The organism is Gardnerella vaginalis, from assembly GCF_040427915.1.
Classification (GTDB): domain Bacteria; phylum Actinomycetota; class Actinomycetes; order Actinomycetales; family Bifidobacteriaceae; genus Bifidobacterium; species Bifidobacterium vaginale_C.
The window spans coordinates 1,150,888-1,176,407 of record NZ_JBETXJ010000002.1; the positions used below are offsets into that span (position 1 = coordinate 1,150,888).

Annotated in this window: 24 protein-coding genes and 1 pseudogene; 17 read left to right on the plus strand and 8 right to left on the minus strand. The window is 38.3% G+C overall.

Annotated elements, in window-relative coordinates; translation table 11 throughout:
• The first annotated feature begins 106 nt into the window (after nt 1-106).
• Complete coding sequence (gene thrS, locus ABVC65_RS04635) at nt 107-2,137, plus strand: threonine--tRNA ligase (protein WP_004121612.1); 2,031 nt, start codon at nt 107-109, stop codon at nt 2,135-2,137.
• A gap of 638 nt (nt 2,138-2,775) precedes the next feature.
• On the opposite strand, the gene ABVC65_RS04640 is transcribed toward thrS, so the two are convergent.
• Both ABVC65_RS04640 and ABVC65_RS04645 read right to left on the minus strand, forming a co-directional pair.
• Nucleotides 2,776-3,177 (minus strand): DUF2178 domain-containing protein, encoded by a 402-nt coding sequence (locus ABVC65_RS04640; protein WP_353582700.1) that lies wholly within the window; start codon nt 3,175-3,177, stop codon nt 2,776-2,778.
• A complete protein-coding gene (locus ABVC65_RS04645) occupies nt 3,174-3,377 on the minus strand; it encodes a helix-turn-helix transcriptional regulator (RefSeq protein WP_019261341.1) in 204 nt (67 codons plus the stop codon). The genes ABVC65_RS04640 and ABVC65_RS04645 overlap by 4 nt, the downstream gene beginning before the upstream one ends.
• 191 nt (nt 3,378-3,568) lie before the next feature.
• Between ABVC65_RS04645 and ABVC65_RS04650 the strand changes: the two genes are divergently transcribed.
• The 14 genes and pseudogenes from ABVC65_RS04650 (at nt 3,569) to ABVC65_RS04715 (ending at nt 15,286) form a co-directional block, all read left to right on the plus strand.
• Nucleotides 3,569-4,762, plus strand: a complete 1,194-nt coding sequence (locus tag ABVC65_RS04650) for a hypothetical protein (protein WP_004123702.1) — start codon at nt 3,569-3,571, stop codon at nt 4,760-4,762.
• Nucleotides 4,763-4,931: 169 nt separating this feature from the next.
• A complete protein-coding gene (locus ABVC65_RS04655) occupies nt 4,932-6,200 on the plus strand; it encodes a hypothetical protein (RefSeq protein WP_042904276.1) in 1,269 nt (422 codons plus the stop codon).
• Nucleotides 6,201-6,339: 139 nt separating this feature from the next.
• Nucleotides 6,340-6,480, plus strand: coding sequence for a hypothetical protein (locus ABVC65_RS04660; protein WP_353582701.1), 141 nt, complete (start codon nt 6,340-6,342; stop codon nt 6,478-6,480).
• Nucleotides 6,481-6,717: 237 nt separating this feature from the next.
• Entirely contained in the window at nt 6,718-7,152 is a 435-nt protein-coding gene (locus ABVC65_RS04665) for a hypothetical protein (protein WP_353582702.1), read from the plus strand.
• A 100-nt stretch (nt 7,153-7,252) separates the two neighbouring features.
• Nucleotides 7,253-7,522: a hypothetical protein gene (locus ABVC65_RS04670; RefSeq protein WP_353582703.1), complete on the plus strand. Its 270-nt coding sequence runs from the start codon at nt 7,253-7,255 to the stop codon at nt 7,520-7,522.
• Nucleotides 7,510-10,110 carry an ATP-binding cassette domain-containing protein gene (locus tag ABVC65_RS04675; protein ID WP_353582704.1) on the plus strand — a complete coding sequence of 867 codons (2,601 nt, stop codon included), beginning with the start codon at nt 7,510-7,512 and terminating at the stop codon, nt 10,108-10,110. The genes ABVC65_RS04670 and ABVC65_RS04675 overlap by 13 nt, the downstream gene beginning before the upstream one ends.
• A 43-nt stretch (nt 10,111-10,153) precedes the next feature.
• A pseudogene (locus ABVC65_RS04680) lies at nt 10,154-10,352 on the plus strand (hypothetical protein).
• A gap of 90 nt (nt 10,353-10,442) precedes the next feature.
• Nucleotides 10,443-10,970, plus strand: a complete 528-nt coding sequence (locus tag ABVC65_RS04685) for a DUF7010 family protein (RefSeq protein WP_353582705.1) — start codon at nt 10,443-10,445, stop codon at nt 10,968-10,970.
• Nucleotides 10,971-10,995: 25 nt separating this feature from the next.
• Nucleotides 10,996-11,181 (plus strand): TIGR04076 family protein, encoded by a 186-nt coding sequence (locus ABVC65_RS04690; RefSeq protein WP_080562098.1) that lies wholly within the window; start codon nt 10,996-10,998, stop codon nt 11,179-11,181.
• 1,402 nt (nt 11,182-12,583) lie between these two features.
• Entirely contained in the window at nt 12,584-12,763 is a 180-nt protein-coding gene (locus ABVC65_RS04695) for a hypothetical protein (RefSeq protein WP_004123693.1), read from the plus strand.
• 118 nt (nt 12,764-12,881) lie between these two features.
• Nucleotides 12,882-13,274, plus strand: coding sequence for a hypothetical protein (locus tag ABVC65_RS04700; protein WP_353582706.1), 393 nt, complete (start codon nt 12,882-12,884; stop codon nt 13,272-13,274).
• 4 nt (nt 13,275-13,278) lie between these two features.
• The gene (locus ABVC65_RS04705) at nt 13,279-14,151 is read left to right on the plus strand and encodes an ABC transporter ATP-binding protein (RefSeq protein WP_353582707.1); all 873 of its coding nucleotides are present in this window, start codon (nt 13,279-13,281) and stop codon (nt 14,149-14,151) included.
• On the plus strand, nt 14,120-14,770 hold the full coding sequence (locus ABVC65_RS04710; protein ID WP_004121571.1) for a hypothetical protein: 651 nt from the start codon (nt 14,120-14,122) through the stop codon (nt 14,768-14,770). The genes ABVC65_RS04705 and ABVC65_RS04710 overlap by 32 nt, the downstream gene beginning before the upstream one ends.
• Nucleotides 14,771-15,061: 291 nt before the next feature.
• On the plus strand, nt 15,062-15,286 hold the full coding sequence (locus ABVC65_RS04715; protein WP_004121569.1) for a hypothetical protein: 225 nt from the start codon (nt 15,062-15,064) through the stop codon (nt 15,284-15,286).
• A gap of 438 nt (nt 15,287-15,724) precedes the next feature.
• Here ABVC65_RS04715 and ABVC65_RS04720 read toward each other — a convergent pair whose 3' ends face one another.
• From ABVC65_RS04720 to ABVC65_RS04740, 5 genes are all read right to left on the minus strand, one after another.
• Nucleotides 15,725-16,639: a dihydrodipicolinate synthase family protein gene (locus ABVC65_RS04720; RefSeq protein ID WP_004121566.1), complete on the minus strand. Its 915-nt coding sequence runs from the start codon at nt 16,637-16,639 to the stop codon at nt 15,725-15,727.
• A 154-nt stretch (nt 16,640-16,793) separates the two neighbouring features.
• Nucleotides 16,794-17,567 (minus strand): amidohydrolase family protein, encoded by a 774-nt coding sequence (locus ABVC65_RS04725; protein WP_004121563.1) that lies wholly within the window; start codon nt 17,565-17,567, stop codon nt 16,794-16,796.
• Nucleotides 17,568-17,633: 66 nt separating this feature from the next.
• Nucleotides 17,634-18,920 carry an MFS transporter gene (locus tag ABVC65_RS04730; protein WP_004121560.1) on the minus strand — a complete coding sequence of 429 codons (1,287 nt, stop codon included), beginning with the start codon at nt 18,918-18,920 and terminating at the stop codon, nt 17,634-17,636.
• Nucleotides 18,921-19,088: 168 nt separating this feature from the next.
• Nucleotides 19,089-19,880 carry an SDR family oxidoreductase gene (locus ABVC65_RS04735; RefSeq protein ID WP_004121557.1) on the minus strand — a complete coding sequence of 264 codons (792 nt, stop codon included), beginning with the start codon at nt 19,878-19,880 and terminating at the stop codon, nt 19,089-19,091.
• A gap of 130 nt (nt 19,881-20,010) precedes the next feature.
• Entirely contained in the window at nt 20,011-21,294 is a 1,284-nt protein-coding gene (locus ABVC65_RS04740) for an enolase C-terminal domain-like protein (RefSeq protein WP_353582708.1), read from the minus strand.
• Between the two features lie 489 nt (nt 21,295-21,783).
• Here ABVC65_RS04740 and ABVC65_RS04745 point away from each other — a divergent pair, with 489 nt between their 5' ends.
• Nucleotides 21,784-22,827: a LacI family DNA-binding transcriptional regulator gene (locus tag ABVC65_RS04745; protein WP_353582709.1), complete on the plus strand. Its 1,044-nt coding sequence runs from the start codon at nt 21,784-21,786 to the stop codon at nt 22,825-22,827.
• A gap of 155 nt (nt 22,828-22,982) precedes the next feature.
• On the opposite strand, the gene fucO is transcribed toward ABVC65_RS04745, so the two are convergent.
• Nucleotides 22,983-24,134 carry a lactaldehyde reductase gene (gene fucO / locus ABVC65_RS04750; protein ID WP_353582710.1) on the minus strand — a complete coding sequence of 384 codons (1,152 nt, stop codon included), beginning with the start codon at nt 24,132-24,134 and terminating at the stop codon, nt 22,983-22,985.
• 556 nt (nt 24,135-24,690) lie between these two features.
• Between fucO and ABVC65_RS04755 the strand changes: the two genes are divergently transcribed.
• The gene (locus tag ABVC65_RS04755) at nt 24,691-25,518 is read left to right on the plus strand and encodes an ABC transporter ATP-binding protein (RefSeq protein ID WP_353582711.1); all 828 of its coding nucleotides are present in this window, start codon (nt 24,691-24,693) and stop codon (nt 25,516-25,518) included.
• The last annotated feature ends 2 nt before the right edge of the window (nt 25,519-25,520 follow it).

The window sequence follows — 25,520 nt, forward strand, 5'->3', positions numbered from 1 at the left end:
CGTTTTTGCGCGTTTTATTTATGTTTTAATCGCGTAAGTTTATCGACGCCACACAAGTCCAGGTCTGCACATTAGTAACGCAAGACCCCGATAGAAAAGGACAATTATGGCTGAAAATACCATCTCCATCACCGTAAACGAGGAACGCAAGGAGGTGGATGCAAGCTTCACTGGCGTTGAACTTTTCGCGGAAGATAAGAATATTATTGCCGTGCGTTTAAATGGCGAGTTGCGTGATTTGTACACGCCTCTTCATAACGGCGATACCGTGGAATCAGTAGCCCTTGATAGTGAAGATGGCATCGCAATCATGCGTCATTCCGCTACTCACGTGATGGCTCAAGCTGTTCAAGAAATTCGACCAGACGCAAAGTTGGGCGTAGGTCCTGTAATTAAAGACGGCTTCTATTATGATTTCGATGTTGATACTCCATTTACGCCAGACGATTTGAAGCAAATCGAAAAGCATATGCAGCGCATTATTAAAGAGTCTCAAAGCTTCCGTCGTCGCGTTGTAACAGAGGATGAAGCGCGCGCTGAAGAAGCAAATCAACCTTATAAGTTGGAGTTGATTGGGGATAAGGAAGCTGCTCTTGATCCGGCTGCTGCTGGCGAAATCAGCAAGCATGAGCTTAGCATGTACGACAATTTGGATCGCGAAGGCAATAAAGTCTGGAGCGATTTGTGCCGCGGCCCTCATTTGCCAAATACGCGTTATATTAAGGCTTTTAAGCTTGAACGTGTGGCTGCAGCTTACTGGCGTGGTTCGGAGCATAATCCTATGCTTCAGCGCATTTACGGAACTGCATGGCCTAGCAAGGAAGAGCTTAAGGCTTACACAACTCGCATGGAAGAGGCTGCTAAGCGCGATCATCGTAAGCTTGGCCAAGAAATGGATTTGTTCTCATTCCCAGATGAGATTGGTCCAGGCTTGGCAGTGTTCCATCCAAAGGGTGCTGCAATTATTAACGCAATGGAAGATTATTCCCGCGAACAGCATAGAAAGCATCACTACAGCTTCGTACAAACTCCTCACATTACTAAGGGTGGCTTGTATGAGACTTCTGGCCACTTGCAGTGGTACAAGGATGGCATGTATCCTCCAATGAAGCTTGACGAAGAGCGCGACGAAAACGGTAACGTAACTCGCCAAGGTGCTGACTACTACTTGAAGCCAATGAATTGCCCAATGCATAACTTGATCTTCAAGTCTCGCCAGCGTTCTTATCGCGAGCTTCCTTTGCGCTTGTTTGAGTTTGGTACCGTGTATCGCTACGAAAAGTCTGGCGTTGTGCATGGCTTGACTCGTGTTCGTGGATTGACTCAGGATGATTCGCATATTTACTGCACTCGCGAGCAGATGCGCGATGAGTTGAAGAGCTTGCTTAACTTTGTGCTTGGTCTTCTTAAAGATTTCGGTTTGAACGACTTCTACTTGGAGCTTTCCACTAAGGATGAGCACAAGTTCGTTGGTTCTGACGAGATTTGGGAAGAAGCAACAAACACTTTGGCAGAAGTTGCTAAAGATTCTGGTTTGGAACTCGTGGACGATCCAGGTGGAGCTGCATTCTACGGACCTAAGATTTCTGTGCAAGCTCGCGATGCAATCGGCCGCACTTGGCAGGTTTCTACTATTCAGCTCGATTTCAACTTGCCTGAGCGCTTTAAGTTGGAATACATTGCGGCTGACGGTAGCCACCAGCGTCCTGTGATGATTCACCGCGCGCTCTTCGGCTCTATTGAGCGCTTCTTTGCTATTTTGCTTGAGCATTATGCAGGCGCGTTCCCAGCATGGTTGGCTCCAGTCCAGGTGACTGGTGTTCCTGTTGCAGACGAGTTCGCTCCACACTTGCAAAAGATTATTAACGATTTGGAAGAGAATATGGTTCGTTGCGAAATGGACAGCTCTGACGATCGTTTTGGCAAGAAGATTCGTAACGCTTCTAAGTCTAAGGTGCCTTTCACTTTGATTGCTGGCGAAGAGGATGTGAACAACAATGCTGTGAGCTTCCGCTTCCGCGATGGTAGCCAATTGAATGGTGTTCCTGTTGAGCAAGCTAAAGAGTGGATTTTGTCCATTATTAAGCAGCGCGTTCAGGTGAATACTGCAGAAGATTTCGAGCGCTACACTAAGTAGATTACGCGAAACATAAACCCGCACTTCTTAACGTTGTGCGGGTTTGTTTTTATTATATTAATTTTTTGGCCTATAACCCGAATCTTGAAATTCTTCGACTTAATAAAGACGTTGTAAGTGATATATCGGGTTTAAAAAATTTAATAAAAGATACTTACTTCGGTTCAATACAAGGCGCTGCTAGTCGTCGATTGAGAAATCCAACCTTTTTATGTTGGAGATAATGTTAGAAAAATATTTGTTCTAGTTTCTTAACTCTTGTATGCAATGAAACTTTTTCTTCTGTACTCTGAAACTGTTACTTTCTGTGTTATATATCCCAACACTAAACCCAGATGGATGTGCTCACTATGCTGTGCACTGTTTGAATGGGAAAGCTATAGTGAAGTAATACTGTTGTGGTGTTTTATGTCCGCTATTTTGATCAATCGCACGAAATAGAGTTTGGCATATTCTAAAAATTCTTCGGAATGTTGGAGTATTAGACTTGGTGGTTTTTAATCCAAGTGTAAAGGTCATTTTCATTTGCCTAGCCAGATGCAACTTTGAGAATAAAAAAGTTCCGTATTGGAGATAAGTAATTTATGAAAGTTGGTCAGCTTCGTAATAAGTAGTAAATGAGCGGGTTAGGTCTGATTTTAATATTTTTTCTCATAATATTTGTTGATAAAAAACATGATTAATGGAGAAAAGGCAATTGAAATAGCTAAAAGAGCAGCTGGCAAATATGCTTTTGTGATAAATGCAATTATGGCAATTATTCCCATTAGGTGCATCAGTATGAATGCCATTGTTGCATTTACTTTATCTTTGATTTTCTCGTTTCTTTCATCGTTCACGTTTATTTTGTAGTTGTGGTCTTTTTCCATCATCTTATAGTGCATGATTTTTACGTGTGAAAGTGAGATAATTGCAACAAAAACAGCTGACAGTGCAATTTCTACGGATTCGTTCAGTTTAAGAGTCAGTGCAAGAATTAGTCCGCAAACTCCTATTACATATCCTATGTACCAAAAATTCTGTGTTTTTTGTTTTTTCATTTTTTATCTTCCTCGTAGATAAATATTTCTTCGATTGTTAAATCAAAGTACTTGGCAATTTTGTATGCCAATATGATTGACGGGTTGTATCTTCCATTTTCCAAAGAACCGATTGTCTGTCTTGATACTTCAAGTGCGTCTGCAAGTTCTTCTTGTGTTATGCCTTTTTCTTTTCTGATTTGTTCAAGTCTATTTTTCACATTACATTCTCCTTCCTAATGGAAAGCTAGCTTTACATATAAGATAATCGTTTCGAAAGTAAATGTCAAGTTTGCTTTCCATTGGATTTAATTTCGATAATATTGTTTGCAAAGTTTCATAGTATTCAAGAGAGTAAGAAAAATAGAAGTATAATTTTCTTTCAGATACTATTTCAGATAGTATTGTTCTTATGGGTAACAGTAGTGAGCTTTCTGCAAGTAACAGTGAAAATGAATTAGTAGATTTTACTGAAAAACTTCTTGTGGATGTTAAAGATTTTACTAATAACAACAATAAAGTATTAAGTGTTCCAGTATCTGAATTATTGAATTTTGGATCTGGTTTATCGTCATTAATTCCTGCATGTAATACAGTTACTCAAACAATAACCATTCCTACGGATGGTATTTATAATATTGCTAATAAAGCTGCAGGTGATACTCTAAAATACGCAAAAAATGGGAATCTATGGGGATCTTTAAGAAAATCTGACGGTGGCTCTAGAATGATGCAGATTTCAAAGATGGAGTCTTTGCAAGGTTCTATGAAAACAGTATCTGCGTTTAATCCTGCTCTTTTAATGATGGCTGTGGCTATTTATTCTATTGAAAAAGATATGAAAAAGATTAAAGAGACGCAGGAAAAGATACTTACCTTCATGGAAGTTGAGAATGAGTCACAGATTGAGGCAGATGTTGAGTCATTGATGGGGATTGCTTCTACTTATAAGTGCAGTTGGGATAATGAAATTTCTGTTACGAATAATCATAAGCTTGTTATCGATATTAAGAATCGTGCTAGAAAGAACATTATTGCTTATCAGAAAAAGATTACTGATATTCTTCTGTCAAAGAAGTTTATTGTGTCTAAAAATAACGTAAATTCGACGTTGTCCGATTTAGGAAAAAAGTTTAAATACTACAGATTGTCGTTGTATATTTTCTCTCTATCAACTTTGATGGAAATAATGTTAAGTGAAAATTTTGCGGAAGAGTACATTAGTAATGCAGAAAATGAGATAAAGAAATTGTCTGATGACTACTGTGAGAAATTTGAAAAAAGCTCTTTATATTTAGAAAAACTTGGTAATTCGGAAGTAGAAGTCAACGTTGTGAAAGCTATAGGTACTGCTGGTACGGCTGTTGGTAATTTAATTGGCGGTATTCCTTTAGCTAAATATCGTTCTGTTGGTGAGTCTTTACAAAATAAAGGAAACGGATTACATGAAAATGCTAATGCAATGGGAGTAAAAGCAGTGAAGGAGTTTGCTGTTTTGCGTGATCCGGAAACAAAAGTGTTTCTGGAAAAAATGGAGGATATAACTCAAATCTACAATCGTACTTCGCAAATATGTGTTGATAAAGAAAAAATATATTTGTTGTAAGTTATATATTGTTTCGTGTTGTGAGAAAACGTTGTGTTGATGAGAGTAGAAAAGAAGTTCAAATACCCGCGATTATTTACGCTAGAAGAGAACAGACTAAGCGACTGGAACAATTAGAACAATTGTAAATCGTAAGCGCAATATAGGAATAGAATATATGGATAGAAAAATGTTAGATTCGTCGACGAAAGAGAAAGAAAAGCAGGAACATACTCTTACAGATGAGAAAAATCCTCTATATTGTGAATCACATGAGCAAATATGTGAAAACCTTCACGGTGCAAATAAGGAATTGTCCAAGTATAAGGTTTTGCAGCCGAGTGCGGAAATCTTTTCCATCTTAATGATTATTGGAACTGTTTTTATGGCGTCCAATAAGCTACAGCTTTTTGGATGGATCACTTATTGTTTTGCAATTCTGCTTCTTGTTGTAGTTTCTCTTATTTGGGTTATTGGTGTTATTTGGCAGCGCAATATACACAGCCGTTTTAGTAGTGCAAATGTAGAGCGTAATAAATCTTTTATTGGCTATGGCAAGCAATGGGGAAAGGGTAGACTCTCGCTGATTCTTTGTTGCTTTTTTGTGTTAAGTGGTATTCTAACTGCATTTTTTGAAATAACTGCGTTGCATCTTCCAAATCAGTGGCTTTTGCAGACTTGGGTATATGTTATATGCGCGGCAATGCCAGTTGTTTGGATGATTACGATTGCTCTTGTATGTGTCTTCTATAATCTCTATCTTATCTCACTCGTACGGAAAATAGGTATAAGAATTGTACTTCGTTATCTATCTGTTCTACTTTGCGTATTGATTATCTTAGGTCTTGGATTTTTTGACGTTTTATTTATTGTTGGAAGATATTCTGTGAAACAAAATGATAATGGTACATACACAGAGCACGTGGACGACATGTATGCTCCTTTTGAGTATTATCTTTATAAGTCTGAAGGCCTATTTTTCCTTAAGTATCTTCGACCAATGAAAGATTCAACTGATACTGATCCAAAAATAAGTGAATCTGAGTGGTATCGCAGAATTGATCGTAATAACAGGAAAGATACAAGATTAAAGGTTGAAGAGACAGATAAAAATTCCGATTTGCATGATGCCGCTGCGCGTGATTTAGCATTAGAGAAGGAAAGAAATGCAGCGCTTAAGATATTCGATAAGTATTTTGCTGCGGAAGGCTTTACGTTCAAGGAGAACTATACTGCCAAGGGAGATATGTACTTTGTTTTGAATGAAAGCCGTTCGGACATTACCTATCTGCAGTATAACAGGGACTCTCAGGATGGAAAATGTGGTCTTTATATTCTGTTTAAGGCTTCAAAATCTTCAAATGGAAGCTGGTCGCCGAGTGATGCTCATATGCAGAGCACCTACACGTATGAATATAGCACTGGACTAATTGCAAAGAGCAGTAAGGCAGAGTGGTAGTAGGGCAGAGTGGTTGGATGCTAGAATCGAAGAGTGTCGGAAGATTGCTAGATAGTAGCATCCATAGTTGTGTGCTCTAGTTGTTTATGTTTTGGGGAACAAAATGGTGCAAAAATTGTAAAAAAGTTCCCTACATTATTTGATTTCTCATGGTAAAGGCTTGTTGGTTATTCCGGAAAATAAGGTTCCTGAGTTTAAGAAGTTGCTTGTTGAGTATTATGAGGGTGAAGATTTGCAGGTGATTGCTTTGTTTATGAGGGAATATTGTTGGAGGCATTAAACGCGCGCGATTATGTTGGTTCTTCTGTTTCTTCGAATCTTGCTGTTTATGAAAGAGTATAGTTTGCTAGTAGATGAAGAGATTAGTGTCGATAGTCTAGACAAATTAATAAAAAAATAGGATATTTATTAAGATTATTACAGTAATCAGATTGAATGGTAGATATTGTTTACTTAATAATCTGTTCTATATCATTTGATACAGAGTCGTGTTAACGAAAAGGAGGCTAGTAGTGTTATGAGGAGTAAAACTATTTTTTGTAAAAACATTTTTCAAAGTTGTCTTGTTATGCTTCTGTTGCTAGGTTCTCTCTTTTCTCTTGCGGGATGTGCTGATGATGAGGAGAAGGCGGAGCTTGCGTCGTATCATTGGGAAACGGTAGCGGTGTCTCGGGATGAGTTTCGTATACCAGAAAACTATATGAATAAAGATGAGTTGTATCTCTTTGTGTCACGAGACATTCTTGATTCTCATTATGATTTGTCTAAAGTCACCCTTGGATATAAGCCCATCAAACTAGTTGACTCACAGTTTAATTTGCCTAGTTCAGGGTATAAAGCTCTATTTTTAGTTGGTAAATTTGATTTAAAAGACAAGCCGGGTTCTGATGTTCTTAAAGTACCAGGACTTAATAAAACAGGTAATGTTGCTGTAGGTTATAAGAAGAAATAGTAATATTTTGCACTCAATTTGAAGCGTTTCCCTGATGATGAATTAGTTAATGAAACTTGTAGATTAGAGGGTTTGGAATGAATATGTATGTTGGAGATATATGTTAAATAGGGTTGTATCTCATTATGATTCGTTCGTTGCGAATCATCAACGTACAAAAGGTGCTTTAGTATATTTTATAGTTCTTATGCCGCAGGTGTTATCAGTTTTTATTACTGGTTTGATACAGCTTGCTGGAATGTTGCTGCTTATTTATACGATGGGATCGTTGCATTCTGCTTCGACGCTGCTTGAAGGGTCTGTTGCGTTTAAGTTGGCGTTATCTTTCTTCTTACAATTGCTAAAGATAGTTGTGAGATGCTTCTTATAGCTTTGTTTCGTCAGCTTACTTTCCATCGTTTTGTGCGTTTATCTGTTCAGAATAATGATGATGAAACATTGCAGTCTTCGGCATTAACATATCCAAATCAGATAAGTCAGATAGCTTATGGTGTTGATTTTGTGTTATCAATATTGCAGTTTATTATTCTTTTTGCTATCTGTGTTGTTCAATATCACGAGAATAGTATTGTAGCGGTTTTACTATTAGTTCTCTTATGTGTTGGTAATTTGTTCCTTATACGTTGGATTGGTGTATTGTGGAAGAACTATGTGGATTTAGAAGGTAAACGTCGTAATCTTCTCAGTAAAATTATTGATAAACTTCCTCACGCTTCAAGAGTGTATCGTTATAATCTTGGTATTACGGCGATTAGTGATGTGCGTAAAACAGAAGAACGAGTGTTGTATAAACGCATATTTCCTCAATTATTGAGTAATATTATTGAGCAAGGTGGGTTGACATTATTACTTGCTGGTGTTGTTCTTGTTCATGTAACCATTTTTCCAAATGCGTTGTTTAATGTTGGAATTCTTTTTGCGATTAAATATTTGTATGGTGCCATGCAGAATAATATTGTGAATTGTCGCGTGATTCGGCTTGCTCTTCCAATGGACAAGGATTTAGTGCAATTAGAGCAAAATGCTATGAAGAATACTCGTGCGGATGCTACTAATATTTCTGATTCTGTCGTATTTGATAATAAGTTCGCTCTTTTGGCAAAAGAAACTCGCTCGGCTTTGGATGCGTATGATTCTATTGTTAGCAGTAGTAAAATATTGGTGCCTTGTAATCCTATTATGTCGCAGGGGCTTATTGAAGCTTGGTTTGATATTGCGAGCGATGATACTCGTCGGAAGTACGAAAACTTCTTGCGTTTATTTAACGTGTCGCGTGAGGTTGCGGATAGGTTTTTGCATAATCCTGAAACGTTATCTGTTGGTGAGCGTCAACGCGTGGTGCTTGCTATGGCGTTTGCTCAAGACGTGGAATATTTGGTGTTTGATGACGTGTTTTCTGTGTTAAATCCAGAGCTTCGAGAAACAGTTTCACAAGCCATGCTAAGTTCTCGAGTTCATCATATTGTTTTATTCGCACGTAACCCAGAGTATATTCCTTGCGTGTTTTATGGTAACAACTCTAAGCAAGTCACGCATAGTGTGGTTGAAGAAAATCATTTGCAGAATACTTGTAGTGATAAAACTATGCAAGCGGATTGTGTGGAATCGAAAATTCCTACAGGTGCAGAATCGCGTGGTAAGTTCATTAGAACTGTGCGCGAATTATTCTCAGCGAGTATTATTTGTTTGCCGATAGCAACAGTACTCATAGTTCTTGCTGAGTTAATGTTTGTAGAGAATATTGCTACGAACACCAACTTAAATATTCTTAAGTCTTCTGCATTACTTGCAAGCTTGCTTATTGTCGTTGGCATTATTGCTCTTAATTTTCCTGTATATGCTGTGCCAATTGTGCGGCTTACAAAACTGCATAATCGTTTAATTATGCATTTGCATAAGTATTCAAATATTGATAATAAAGGTGATGTTTTAGGTAGGCTTGGGGATGATTTTTCTGACTTACAGATGAGTATTCCTAGTGCTATTGCACACGTTATTTTTATTATTGTTCAAACAGTAATAGTTCTTGCTATGACAATTGCTGCAGTACCACAGTACGTATACATAATGATTATTATGGTGCCGTTATCTTGTCTAATATGGTACGCTGGTTCGCGATTACTTAATACGGCTGCGGATAAACAAGCACAATATCGCGATAAGTTTTTAGGAGCATTATCGTCGTTATTATCAACGCGAAGCTTACCGCAAGGTGCTATTTTTGATAGTTCGCGCAAGTATCATTATGCTTCGTCAGAAAATAAGTATTGGCAACGTATGTGTCGTTTTATCAATATTTACACAGTGAGAAATTGCATGATGCAAAGTCTCTCTTTAATATTGGAATTTTCAATACTTTATATGCTTACAGTATCATCAATGAATTTTGCTTCTGCTAGTGCTGTGTTGTATTTTGTGGTAATGCTGTCGTCAAGCTTGGAAAATGTGATTGAAACTTTGCAAGATTCAGGTGTTTTGACTCAGACTGCTCAACGAGTTTTCAGTTTGGAAAATTATGAGCGTAAGCAGCAAGCGTATAAGAGGAATGAATTAGCATACCAGAATCTTAGTAAGACCATTGCTGATAGTGGTATTTCTTCGGTTGCTATTATTGGCACTAGTGGTGCTGGTAAATCAGTATTGTTACGAGATTGGTTTGATCATAACAATACTCAGAATTGTATGCTGATTGAAGATTACTTATTTGATGATAACGGTGCTATTGTTGCTCCAGATTTTACGTCGCTCACAAAGTGTATTGGTTCTCAACAGCGAACTGTTATTATGTTGGATGAGACTTTCAAAAGTGTAACTGATGCTGATGGTTGTAGTGAACGTGAAATAATCATGCAAGCTATCAGATGTGCTAAAACGAGGAATAACAAGCTTGTAGTTGTGTTGCACGCGCAAACTAATTGTGATGTATTCGATAAAGTGATTAATTTTGATGAATATTAAAAATCCAAAAGTACTGTTAGTTGCGTTCGTTGAGACGTTACTGATGGTGGATGTGAGAATACAAGAAAATATTAAGCAGCAGGCGGAGCAGATTTTGGAAACTATTGGAATTTCTAGGGCTACTGCTATTGATACGTTTTATTGAGAAAACGTTTAACGCGTTGATGGCTAAAGGTTATGATCAGGCGGCTCAAAGTGATAGTTATCCGATAGATGATGTTTTTGAAGAGCTTGAACGTTGATTGGAAGCTGTGGGGTAAAGCTTGGTTTTAGAAGAATACGCGTAAAAAATTATTACGTTTATTTTTGTGTTGATGAGAAAGGAGAAATTAATGAGCTTAGATGAATTGAGGAATGATATCATCATAAAGCAGAAAAAAGGTTTGCCGTTTATTCTTACGTCCGTCGTAATATGGTTATTGATTACGTTTGTCGCAGCATTGGATATAAATATTGCGATGAAAAATATCTTGGTGTTTTGTTGTTCGATGCCTATGCTTCCGCTGTCATGGCTGATAGGGAAGAAAATTGGCGTGGATATATTTTCAAAGGACAACGAGCTGGGAAATTTAGGGTTTTTATTTACAATGAATCAGATTTTATATCTTCTCATTGTAATATGGGTGTTTAACTCCGTACCTGATAAAATGATTATGGTGTATGCAATGGTATTTGGTGCACATTTACTGCCGTATTCATGGCTGTACAAATCAAAAGCCTACCGGGTTTTCGCAATTATCATTCCTGTTTTATCGCTTGTTTTAGGAAATCTTTTTGGTGGATTTGTTGTTGCAGGAACAGCTGCAGCTGTCGAAATTGCCTTTGTCTTTATTTTGCGAAATGAACTGAATGGTATATAGATAAGTAAATTGAATTCTTTATTGAATATGTTCACAAACGCAATATTGCTCGGAATTATGGGATGCAATCAGTAGTTATATCTATTCCGGCCTACAAGGCGGTTCCATAATGAAAGGCTGGATGGCAAAGGAAAATGAAATGATAGCCTGCTGTTCTGATGAAACAAGACCGGTTATCTTCAAGATAGAACGGATTGATTACGAAGACTAATCCCGGTTAGTAAGGATACTTAAGCTCAAAATTATACCTTAGATACGCACGTTCCAACGACATTCCCATTGCCATCTTCCATCATGCAACGAGCGTTAAGATCAGCTTCTTGATGGATGGTTATCATCAGGGCAGTCTTGAAACATGTGAGACTGTAGTGTTGATGTCAAAGGCTGATTAGCTGGGTGCAAGTTTGCCCTTGTGTAGCAAGGCTTAGCGAGGGCTATCGTTAAAAGGTTTAATGCGAAGTGGCTTTAAGCCGGGTTCTCGCGGTTTTTGAGTGCGATTTTGCTGTTTGAGGGAAGATATCAACGCTCTAGGGTTGAGTGCACAGGATGTTAACGTACTTCGCTTGCGTTGAAAGCACACTGTGCTTTCAACTTTGAGCAAGCTCAGCGAATCGAAGTGCATTCGCGCGCATTATGCAGCTCGAAATCGTCGACTCGCACGCAGGTTAGCTGCGCTCACGTCTTCGCCACGCAGAAGCAGTGCTTCTGCCTTGAGTGGCTCAGCGCTCCGAATTACCTTTTCGCGCTACGCTCTAAGCGAAAAGGCAGGTCGTCGCGCACGGCTATTAGTAGCCGTTCGGCTGATTTGGCATGTAAAGTCCACTGGACTTTACATTTGAGCCAAATCACGCTTTGAAGGAGCTTGAAATGCGTTATGCAATTTCAAGCTCTGTCAAAGCGCCCATTCAAGTCGATTCGCCACTTTGCACCCAGCTGGTGAAGTGGGAAATTGAAGTCATAAAACAAAAATAAGGTAAGATTTCACATATAAGGTGTGGTCGTACCTTATTTTTTGGGTCTATAACCCGATAATTGAGAAAAATGAGCAATCGTAATAGAGGATAGTCTGCATATTTTCATGTGAATTTTATCTTCAAAATCATACATAATTCGCGATAATTACATGAATGCCATGATGAAAGTTGGTGGAAATATCTGGTATATATGTGTTATAACATTTCCGTTACAGTGTATTAACAAGACATCATAAATGCTTTACAATTATGGTGAGAGTTGAGAATGCAACATTCGTTTATGATGTTGCGGATTTAGCTCTATAAGAGGTTTTTTACCTGAAAGAGAAGAGATGATTATTATGAAGGAGCCAACGCTAGAAGAATCTCGTTTGATTAGAGCTGGATGGATGTGTGTTGTCTGGGGTTTCATCTGCTGGGGATGATTCTCTAGTTCTGCATATGATTATATTACCAGATTTCATTACAACAGTATATTAGGTTAGTCTCATTATAGTGTTCTAATTGTAATCTATTTGCGTAATTTAGTATTTGAGAAAATTGATTTGATTGTATGATGCTTTTTAACATTTGTGATTAAATCTGTAGCGTGGAGGCTATGATAGCCTCCACGCCTTGAAACTTTGAGGAGCTCAATAGATGGTGGCTTATCCTTACAATATGCAAAATTTGACTTCAGATTGCGGTATTGCAGTTATCAAATCATTGCTAGAAAATTATCATAGATTTAATGAAAGAAGTTTTAAATCGGTTGTTTCTAGTTTAGATATTGAGCAAGGTTTATCTTTGTTTAATATTGAAGAGGTTTTGAAACAATGAAGATTTTTATAGACAAAGTCTTGGAGTTAAAAAAGACTGCGATGATTTTTATTGTTACTCATGATGCAATGTTCGATAAAATTGCTGATGAAATAATAGATTTGGATGTGATTAAGAAATGAAAAGCAAAAAATGGATATTTGCAGCTACCATAGTAATCCTAGGTCTTATCAGTCTGCTGTATGTAGGGTATAAGACAAATAATGTTCGTTTTGGTATGGTTCGTGATGATTTGCCAACACTAGTTTCAGGAGATTATAAAAATAACGATAACTTATCGTTAAATCCAGGAGTGTATGCTATTTATGCAAAGAGAGGCAAAGGAGAGATACGCTTTGCTGGAAAGCTGTACAAGCTTGATGATGCTCTTTTTGTGCGTGCTCAGAAACAGCCAGGAAATGTTAAAAATGCTGTTATCTACGAAGAGAGTCCTAAAATTTTTATTGGTGAAGATAGTAAGATTTCTGTAAAAGGAGATCGGAAATTTTTAGTTTCATTTGTTAAGAGGTAATCTTATGAAGATATCTCATTTGAAAAAATCATATGGGGGAAAAGTCGTTTTAGATGACATTTCTTTGGAAAGCAGTGCTGGGCAAATTATTGCGTTAGTAGGCAATAATGGTTCAGGAAAAACCACGTTAATGAAGTGCATTGCAAATTTGATAGTTGATTATCAAGGCAATATTGAATTGGATGGTTCACTTTCATTTGCTATTGAGAATCCATCTTTTTATGACGAATTTTCTGTACAGGATAATCTTAGAGTGTTTGCTGCTTTGATGGGGAGAAAAGACTTTAATTGTGATAAATTATTGCATCAGGTGAGTCTCGACGAAGCAAAAAATAAAAAGTTTAAACAATTGTCGCTAGGTATGAAGCAAAAATTAAATATTGCTAGAATATTGCTCTCAAATAGTGAAATTATTCTTCTTGATGAACCTTTCAATGGATTAGATGTTCTTACTATAAAACAGTTAAAAGACACTATCTTGTCATTGCGCTCACAAGGTAAAAGCCTTGTAATTTCAAGTCATATATTAGATGAGTTAGGTGAAATTGCTGATATTGTATGGTATTTAAAAAAAGGGAAAATTCAAAAAATTGTTAATTTTAATGATAATCTAAGAATTTATAATGTGATTGTTGTAAATGATGTGGATATTAGTGAATTGCTTTCTAACAGATATGAGGTTTTTTGTCGTAGCAAAGATAACAAAGAATCAACTTTTAGAATTAAATTGCCTAGAGAGGATATTGCCAAGGTTCTTAAATTGCTGATTGAGCATGGGGTACAAATCGTGGAATACAGTGATATTACGCATGATATTAAAGATTTTATGTTGGAGGAAGATGATGATGAAGTACTATATAAAATCAGAAATTATTAAGTTTAGTCATCAGAAGCTTTTCTTATTGTCTTTTGTTTTGTATTTGGCATGTTGCGTGTTTATAGTATTTCAAGCTAAAAGAGGTGCATTTTTATCACAATATAAATTCTTTTCAACGATAACTATACTATTTTTAAGCCTATATCAGATATTATCAATTGGTGAATGGCAAGAGAAGAAAATTATTCATCATTATCTAGAGTATATTCCTAATAGGATTAAATTATTGTGTTTTATATATGGTGAATACGTAAGCATTTATCTAGTCGTAAATTTGGTATTTTTGTCACTAAATTACTCGTCTCTAGGGATAGTTGTGCATCAACTGCTCGTATATCCGATAATTTTCCTTTTGTATATTGCTATAAATATGAATCTGTTGATATATTTTGAAAAAGTTGGTGTTACGATGATTCTTTCCTTTATATTATTATGGATATTGCCGAATTTGATAAACATAATATTGTCTCAAACATCCGTGTATTCTTTTCAGATATTTTATTATTTATCACCAGACTCGTTCACCGCTCTTACGTCTGCAACTTGTATTATTGCTCTAATGTATATTGTTCTGTTTTTCCTATTGTCGTTATTACAATTTACGAAAAAAGAGTACTGAGTTATGAAAAGTGTAGTATCTCGTATACTTCCAGCTATTGTCATAATGTTATTCGTTAGTTTCATTAGAGTATTCTAATTGTAGTCTATTTGCGTAATTTAGTATTTTTTTTGGGGGGGGGGGGGAATAACCCTATTTCTAGTTGTTACAAGTAAAACTTAGAACACCTTATACATTTTATATGTTATCAAAAATAACAACAACAATTGTATGGCAAAAAATTATTGGATAGAATGAGTATTAAAACTATTTGGTGTGCGACTCCGTGGAGTGAGTGAGGAGGATATTCTCATGTACAAGGTTCTTATGTTCGTGCTGAAGTTGGTTATGTTTACAGCTGTGAATTTTATGTTCCTTTACTTGTCGATGGTGGTATTCGGCCATGATTTTGGTGTGATGTTCAAAACGTATGGAAATGCGCTCGGTCCGCTTATGTTTATGCTTGCTTTGATGACAACGATGTCGTTGCCTAATGAAGGAACTATTTTTGAGGGTAAGCGGCAAAAAGTGTGCTAAAAAACCGAGTTTTCGTTGAAATACCAAGGAAAACTTGCTGTAGTTAAGCTGAAAAGCTTAACATTTAGTATTACTTGACATTGAAAACAAAAGGGGCTTAGGACAATTTTTAGACATTTTGTGCAATCATACCACGATGTTCCATAATTGTCTTTTAAGCCCCATTTTAATTCTGTGGTTGTTGTAAGAATCAATATAAGTATTAAATTTTAGCTAATAGATACCTCTGGATTAATGTTAACTATATTAGATTTATATAGATATGCTTAGATACGTTTAGATATACTTAGATATACTTAGATATACTTAGATATACTTAGATTAGATAGAAAAGTTTAGATATTCAAAAGTAGTTAAACAAATATAAAAAAGAACGGCTTAGAGTGTGTGAAGCCGTTCTTTTTTATTCTTGATTTATTATTTGAGTGACTTATTACTTTACTTAAGAAGCTCGCGAATTGCTTCGATTTGATCGCTATTAACTTGACTTGCAGGCTCGCGAACAAGCGTACTAATAGGCAATCCTTTAAGATTTACAGCAGCTTTAATAGCAGAAATAAACAAGTCGGTAGTGTTGTAAACTGCCATCAAATGGCTGATTCTTTTAGCACATTCAATAAGATGCGCAAAATCGCCAGCCTCATACGCTTTATGCAAAGATGCAAAAGTCTCTGGCTCTACATTAGTAAGTCCACAAATCACGCCATTTCCTCCAGCAATCCTGTTAGGAGTGTAATACTCATCAAAGCCAGAGAAAACAACGAAATCTGGGTTTACGCGTCTAGCGGCTTCAATCATTGCGCGAGTATGGCTTATAGTATCTACCGTATCTTTAATACCAACAATATTCGGGTATTTTTCAGCAAGACTTGCAACTAAGCTTGGTGTTAAATCGCTGCCAGTTCTAGCAGGGAAGTTGTATAGAATAACAGGCAAGCTAGTTGCGTTAGCAATTGCACCAAAGTAGCGTTCTGCGGTTGGTGCAGTTGGTCCAAAGTAGTATGGAGACACGGCTACAACAGCATCTGCTCCGCAACTTTCCGCAAACTTAGTAAAGTCAAGCACTTCGTTAAGATTCGTGTTTCCAACTCCTATAAGAACTGGAACTCTGTGATTAACGTGTTCAATAGCAAACTTAGCAGCTTCCTTTTTTACGCTAAGCGGATATGCATAAAACTCGCCAATGCTGCCAAAAATCAATATGCCATTAATCCCAGCATCAATCAGATGGTCTAAGTGCTTTGCCCATAAGTCGTAGTCAATGCTTCCATCATCTTTGCTTACAGTTATTGATGGGCAAAAAACGCCTTTAAAAGCATGCAAATCGAGCTTTGCACCATTAGAAGTAGTCATAAAATTCATCCTTTTATTTAATTATTTTGTGTATTTAATTATTCTATGTATTGAATTATGGGGTATAAGACTTTAACTGGCAAAATCTTACACCCCATAAGCAATGATTATTCAAATCGACTATTCAAATCGACTATTCAAATAACTCAATTAATTACAGTTTAATACCATACGCCTTCTTTGCATTATTCATGAAGAAATCTTCGTCGTCGCCGAAAAGTTCAACCATTAAGTCAAGATGCTGCTTAAGTGAAGAATTCAACTTAACAACTGGCCAATTGGAGCTAAAGAGTAGGCGATCAGGGCTAAACGTGTCGCGTACAAACTTAACAATATCTGGATTTACTGGATTATCTCCAGAAATCTTAATATAGCTGTGTGGAAGCTTTGCAAACGCACGCAAAGCATTGCAAGAATCATCGTCTAATCCTGGAACATTGCCCAAATGGTTTAGAACAACAGTCACTTCTGGAACTTGCTCAAAAGCTTTAGCCATGTCTCCAAGCTCTTCGCCACGATTGCAAAGCTCAAAAGGCATGCCTTTCTTTGCCATTGCCTTAAGACCACCAATAAATGAAGGCTCTAGGCAGCGTCCGCGTGGTTCGCTTGGAATGTGAAGAGGTTCGCGAATGCCAGTTGCGTGAATTGGCACGCGCATAAATGGATCCAATGTAACCCTAAGCATTTTAGCCAGAATCTTTGGATTAGGATTTTCGCCAATAAGCCTATCTTCTAGCTCGTGGTCTGCAGCATCAACCTCAACGTATACGCCACCGAGGAAGTCAACGCCCAAATCTGCATACTCTTTTTCCAGCTGCTCTAGAGTAAAAGTGTGGTTTAATTTGTCTAAACCATCAAGCCAAGGTAAGACTTGCTTTGTTGGATCCCAAATATGAAAATGGGAATCTAAAATACGAAGTTGAGACATAATAAATTTTCCTTTCTAAAGTCTTTCTAAAGACTTTCAAATAAAGACTTTGTAGTTATTCGCGAATTACTTAGCTTCTACAAGACCAATCTTGGAGCCCCAAAGAGCGTACCAAGCAACATACAAGAAGCCTGGAACGGTGAGTAATACGGCGGCTTCGATTCCAGCAAAATCTTGTACCAAACCGAAAACTAACGGAATGATTGCAGCGCCAACAATGCTCATAACGAGTGCAGAAGAACCAGTCTTTGCTGCTGCTCCATGAATTCCCTTAAGAGTAAGAGAGAAGATTGTTGGGAAGCCGATAGAGATGAACAAGTACGCTACGATGTAGGCGATTACAGAAATCTGACCAAGTCCAAGGAATGCTACAAACATAAGCACTGCGCTCAAAGTCATGTACAATCCAAGAATCTTTCCACCATCAAACTTTGCCATCAAAGGAGTTGTAATAAAGCGGCCAATCGTAAACATTAAGGAAACGATTGCAAGCATAGAGGCAGCAACACCAGTGGTGATTCCAGTACCCCAATGCTTTAAAGCAAAGTCGGAGAACATTGCCATTCCAGCAACCTGAAGTCCAATAAAGATGAACTCTGCAATAATTCCAAGAGTAAAGTATGGTTTGCTCATAAGATGAATGAAGGAAGAATCACCCTTGCTTTCTTGGTCTGCCTCAACGTCTCCTGGAGGAGTAGGGAGCTTGAAGCAGAAGAAGATTGCAATAATCGCAATAAGAACAATGCCAATAACAATGTAAATCAAGCGAGTATCGCCAAGGAACTTTAGCTTAGCAACGTCGAAGCCTGGCTCATTCTTTGCAACAGTCTTGCCTAAAATTTGACCAAGAATAAGAGGTCCAACAATGTTTCCAACTCCGTTGAAGCTCTGTGCCATGTTGATTCTAAAGGATTCGCCCTTCTCATCGCCAAGCTTAGTAATGTAAGGGTTGCAATTCGTTTCCAAAGTTGCTGCGCCCAACGCTATAACAAACATTGCAACTAGGAACATTGCGTAGCTTGCTGTAGCTGTAGCAGGGATTACTGCAAATGCGCCAAGAGCAAAGAGTGCAAGACCGCTTATAACGCCGCCCTTGTATCCAAAACGCTTTGCGATTAAGCCTGCAGGAATTGCCATAACAAAGTATGCGCCAAAATATGCTACCTGCAGCAATGCTTTTTGAGTGTTATTCAGTTCAAGATAATTGCCAAATGGTGAATTCAGTGCATTGACCAAATTCATGGTCAAGCCCCATACAAAGAACAAGGATGTTACCAATACAATGGCAATCATAGCTTTTGAGCTACTTTTGTTATTGTTAACGACCGCGTTGTCGTTCTCGTTTGTAATCATCGTCACTCCAATGTGAGAATAATTTTGAGAATAGTCTATAGAATACTTATGGAATTTTTTTAATATTGTTGTGCTAATGGTGCGTAAGCGTATTAATTCAGATTACGCACCATTAAACAGGTGATTTATTGCACTAGATCTTTAAATCTTAAAGCTGAAGTTTAGAACTTAAGACAAAGCGCGATCAAGATGCACGTAGCCACCATCGATGAACACCCACTGACCTGTGGTGTGCGAAGAGCGATCCGAAAGCAGGAATGCAGCTTCGTTGCCAATTTCTTCCGTGGTAGTCATGCGATTTTCCAGAGGAATCTTGTCGGTAATAACCTTCAAGCGAGCCTGCTGGGCAGCTTCGTCGCCAAATGTCTTGATCCAATCGGCGTATAGTGGAGTCCAGCATTCAGAAACAACAATTGCGTTTACGCGCACGCGATCATGAACAAGAGCTGCAGCCCATTCACGAGTCAAGCCTAAGATTCCGCCCTTTGCAGCAGCGTATGCACTAGTCTTACCCTGACCAGTTAGAGCAGTCTTAGAAGAAATATTCACAACAGCTCCGTGGCTTTCCTTCAAGTACTTTACAGCAGCATGAACAGTCTCGTAGTAGTGAGTGAGGTTTCCGTGAATCGACTTCTCGAAATCGCGCCAAGAAGTGGACTCCAAATCCTTGTTATCATTAACGCCAGCGTTGTTCACAATACCGTCAATATGACCGTACTTCTTGTATGTTTCTTCAACAATTGGGGCAATCTCGTCCGTGTCGTTCAAGTCGAGAATGTAAACATCGTAATTCTTTGTGTATTGCTCAATATCCTTGCGGAATGTTTCTTCTGCAGCGTCCGCTCGGTTGATAACTACTGGAATTGCGCCTTCTTGTGCAAGCTGAAGCGTAATTCCCTTACCAATTCCCTTGAATCCACCTGTTACGATGAAAACCTTGCCTTCCAAATGCAAATCCATAATGAACTCCTTTGTTAAATGATGTGGTTTGCTTTTAGTTAATTTTTAAATTATAAAATTTTATGATTTATTTTTTACAAGTGGCTAACCGTTAATCACTATGCGACTAGCCACTTGTTTTTTATTATTTTTAGCCGCGATAAAGGTACTTTTCGGCTGTTTCCAGCGTCATCTCAGTGCCATTACCTGGGGCAGTTGGTGCAACGTAATTGCCATTCTTGATTTGTGTTGGATGTACAAAGTGTTCGTGCTGATTGTCTACGTATTCAATCATGCGACCCTCCTTTGTTCCAGAAACTGCAACATAATCAAACATTGCAAAGTGGCATACGGCTTCGCACAATCCAACTCCGCCTGCGTGTGGGCAAACTGGCTTGTTAAACTTACGAGCAAGCAAGTATTCGAGAACAACTTCTTGTGGACCTGCAACTCGAGTTGCGTCGATTTGCATGATTCCAAATGCGTTTGCTTGCAAGTATTGCTTGAACATGATTCTGCTTTGCATTTGCTCGCCAGTTGCCACTGGTATTGGGTTGATTGCGCGGGCAATTGTTGCGTGGCCAATAACGTCGTCTGGGCTTGTTGGCTCTTCTACCCAAGCCAAGTCAAAGTCGTGGAAGCGATTAATCCAAGTGATTGCTGTTGGAACATCCCACACTTGGTTTGCATCTACTGCAAGACGAACATCTGGACCGATTGCTTCGCGTGCGAGTGCGAGTCTTCGCAAATCGTCGTCTACATTTTGACCAACCTTAAGCTTAATTTGCTTAAAGCCTTTAACTTGCGATTCTTCCTTAGCGATTGCAACCATTTTCTCGTCACTGTAACCGAGCCAGCCTGCAGCAGTGGAGTAGCCTGGGTATCCGTTTGCAAGCAAGTCAGCAATTCGATCTTCCTTGCCTTTTTGACCATCTTGCAAGAACTCGATTGCTTCTTCTGGTCTTAATGCATCGGTCATGTAGCGGAAGTCAAGGGTAGAAACTAATTCCTCTGGATCCATCTCGGCAAGTAAACGCCACAATGGCTTCCCAGCTCGCTTTGCTTTAATATCCCACAATGCGCTTAAAATCGCGCCAATTGCCATGTGTTCTACGCCTTTTTCAGGACCTAGCCAGCGAAGTTGTGAGTCGTGAACAAAAAGATCCCATGCAAGTCGCATGTTGTCTAGCAATTCTTCCACGTTCCTGCCAATAAGCACTTGAGACATGGAGTCGATTGCTGCGCAAACAACATCGTTTCCGCGACCAATCGTAAATACAAATCCAACGCCTTTAATGCCATCGTCTAGACTTGTTTTGATTTCTACGTATGCTGATGAATAATCTGGATCTTTGTTCATTGCGTCGGACCCAGAAAGCGTTTGCGACGTAGGGAATCTAAAATCATAGGTTTTTACTGATGTGATTGTACTCATAACGATTCATGCTCCTTTGCTTTAACATCGTTGTGACCTACTCCTATATTCTATAACTAAATAATAGAAAAATGTTCTAATCGTTAGGAAATTTTCGTAAATAATTTTTTGCGAATTTTTCCTAATCTCATGTTTTGTGATAAATGTCATATTTCGGATTTTAAGAATATTGAAAAATTGAGCTTTTATCTTTTATAACTGTTAAAAAATGACCACTTTTGGCATCGAGGTTATCTTTTAAATTCTGATTATTCGGCGTGTCGTAAGAAAATTTCTCGACTTTGTGTAGTCTGTAGCGAAATAACATATGATACTATTTCTATTAGGCCTGATAAGTCAAGCAATAATGCGATTTTTCTATTTTTTGAATTTTCGCATTGCTGCGGATTAATGCAAAATTAAGCAAGAAATTTTCTCTGCATTTGTTTGTGGTTTAAGAAAAATCTTGCGGCTTATAAGCATATGAGCATAGGAATTAGGAGAGTGCATATGCCAACTCGTAGTCACGCAACTAGCATTGCTGAAAATGAATCTTCAAAACCTCGAATAACGGAGTTGGCTAAAAAGGCGGGGGTATCGCCTTCTACAATTTCAAAGGTTATTAACGGTAGAACTGGCGTTTCAGACGAGACTCGCAAAAAAGTAGAAGAAGTTCTTTTAAAAAGTGGGCGTGAGTATTCTCTGGTAAGCACTAAGATATCTCCGACAATTGAATTATTAGTAGATTATGTGGCAAATAATGGCACGATTGAGATGATTACTTACGCATCTCGTTGGGCGCAAAGAGAAGGATTAGCTCTTACAGTTGCTCAAACTGATAATGGTAAAAAACGTGATGAGTGTTTGCGTGGAATTGTAGATAGAAATCCTCTTGGTGTTATAGCTCAAATGTCTGATCTTACGCAGAAAGATAAGGAATTTTTGCGTATGCGAAATATTCCGTTGATTATAATTGATCCTGTGTCTCTTTCTAATGGGGAAGATCACACGATTTCAATCGATAATTGGACAGGAGCTTATGAGCTTACAAAACATTTGATTAGTCTGGGGCATAAGAGAATAGGAGTTATAACTGGTCCTCTTAATGTTCAATCTGGTGTTGCGAGATTTGCTGGTTATAACGCTGCAATGGAGCAGTCTGGCTTGACGATTGATAAAGATTTGGTTAAAGAGGGGGATTATCTTCCTGAACGCGGCTATGAAATGGCTTGTAAGATTTTGGATTTGCCTGAAGAAAAGCGTCCTACTGCTATTTTTGCTTGCAACGATATTACAGCTGTAAATGTGTATCGCGCTGCTCGCGAACGCGGTATTAAGTTAGGATCTGAGCTTTCTGTAGCTGGGTTTGATGACGTGTATCCTGCACAGTATTTGATGCCATCTTTAACAACTGTTAATCAGCCTTTTGATTCAATAGCAAAGAATGCCATTAGAATGATTCTTGAGATTAGGGAAGGTAAGGAGATTGAGAATCAACTGGTTCTTCCTGCGCATATTGTTATTCGAGAAAGCACTCAGACTGTTGTCGATTGATAGAAGAGTTGTTAGATATAGAATTTGACTTATGTTTTATGGCTTATGACATAAAACAAATAAATGTGGACGCAGCTTAAATCAAGAGCTTAAATCAAGATAAGTTGCGTCCACAAATATTGCGTATTTATTTATTATTTGATTATTTCAGAAGACTACATCAAGCTTGTGTAAATCTTGCGAATGTCTTCCAAAGTGGCCTTGCGTGGGTTTCCTGGAGTGCAAACATCTGCCAAAGCATCTTGGCTTAAGCCTTCAATATCTGCCTCGCTAGCTCCAACTTCGCTAATCTTAGTAGGATTTCCAAGCTTAACAGTCAAGTCGTGAACTGCTTTTACAGCAGCATTGCGTACCGCTTCGAGGTCATCGGTGTATGCGTTTGGAACGTCGAATGCTGCAGCAATATCGCGATACTTTTCGCCACTATAATCCTTGTTATATTCCATAACAGGAGCGAGCAAAATTCCGTTTGCAACGCCATGAGCAACGCCAAGGCGACCGCCGAGTGGGTGAGCCATGCCGTGAACCAAGCCCAAACCAACGTTGGAGTATGCCATGCCAGTTATATAGCTTGCGTAAGCCATTTGTTCGCCTGCTGGAACATCTCCATCTGCGCTCTTTGCAAGGTTTTGTGCAATCATGCGGATTGTTTGCAAAGATAAGCAATCCGAAAGGCTCCATGCGCCTGGAGTAATGAAACCTTCGATTGCGTGGGTGAGTGCATCCAAGCCAGTTGCAACTTTAAGCGAGCGTGGCATGGAATCGGTTAAGTCTGGGTCTACGAATGCAACGATTGGAATATCGTGAGGGTCTACTGCAACGAACTTGCGAAGCTTAGCAGTATCGGTAACAACATAGTTGATTGTTGTTTCGGATGCGGTTCCTGCCGTTGTTGGTACGCCAAAGATCGGAACAGAAGGATTCTTTGTATCTGCAACGCCTTCTAGAGAAAGAACATCACCAAACTCTGGGTTTGCTACGATAATTCCAATGCCTTTGCATGTATCTTGTGGAGAGCCGCCGCCGAGTCCAATAAGGAAGTCTGCGCCAGATAGCTTGAACTTTTCTACACCGTCTTGAATGCATTCAACAGGTGGATTTGGCTTTACATTGTCGAATACTTCGTATGGAAGACCAGCGGATTCTAATACATCAGTAACTTTCTTAACGGTTCCAGTTTTTACAAGAACTGGATCTGTTACAACAAATGCTTTTTTGAAGCCGTGTGCTTTAGCAACGTTTGGAATCTCTTTGATTGCTCCGCGACCGAAGTAAGCAGTCTGATTGAAAATCATTCTATAGACCATGCGAAAATCTCCTTTGAGTTTCTTGTTGGCTCATGCCAAATTTTGGTAGTCGATTAATATTTTACAATATTGCATGACATTTGGCGAGTGTGTTAAATAAGTATTTTGTTACTAAAATTAACAAATAAACAATTAAAATGAACATAAACTAACTAATTTTATGCATTTTTATTTATTTTAGATATAAATAAGCACATTTATAAAAATTCGAGCACATGATTTGCAATGAATATGTTGAAAGAAAAATATTAATCACGTTAAGAAAAATTCTTTAATTGATTGGTGTTTTAGTTATCTAGTTGATTTATTTTGAATTAAATAATCTATTTGGAATGCAAATTTAGATCTGTAATATTATGCCTGTGAATTTAAGCCTATAATGCTGGTTCTCATACTAAAGTATGACGATTTTATATAAGAGCATTTTTCTATCAAAATTTAATAGCAAATTCCCATTATTTCAATGAAAATATCAGCCTTACGCACTATAGAGAATGCGTTTTTAATCACGTAAATTGTAATTGTAAGGTAATCACAGAAGTATGTGAGGTGCAAAATGAGTGTTGAAAATAGTCAAGATACGCGTTTTACGCAAATGAATTATTCCGCTCAAGAAGGTTTGATTGGCGAGACTGCGGTTGCAGCTTTGCACGTTGTAAAAGATTTTGGCAAGGGCGCAGGCATTGTTCACGCTTTACGAGATGTAAGCGTTAGCTTTGAGCGCGGCAAGTTTACTGCGATTATGGGTCCTTCTGGTTCTGGAAAGTCAACTTTAATGCATTCTTTGGCTGGTCTTGATAGCGTTAATTCTGGAAAAGTTTTGGTTGATGGTCTAGATATTACAGGCATGAGCGATAAGCAGCTTACGCTTATGCGTCGCGAGATGGTTGGATTTATTTTCCAAAGTTTTAATCTTCTTCCAATGTTTAGCGCTGAGCAAAATATTCTTATGCCTCTTACTTTGGCAGGCAAAAAGCCAGATAAGCAATGGTTTAATACTTTGGTTAATACTCTTGGCTTGCAAGATCGCTTAAAGCATAGGCCTGCTGAGCTTTCTGGCGGTCAGCGCCAACGCGTTGCAATTGCTAGAGCTTTAATCTCTAAGCCTTCCGTAGTTTTTGCAGATGAACCTACTGGCAATCTTGATTCTGCTTCCAGCTTGGAAGTTTTGCATTTCTTGAAGAAGTCTGTAACGGAGCTTGGTCAAACTGTGATTATGGTTACTCACGACGCTGTTGCAGCGTCTTATGCAGATCGAGCAATCGTGTTTGCAGATGGTCAAATCGTTGAAGACGTGCAAAATCCTACTGCGGAAGGCATGAGCAAGATGCTTATGGAACGCAGCGAGGCTGGCGTTAATAATCAGCCTAATCAATTGCAATAAAA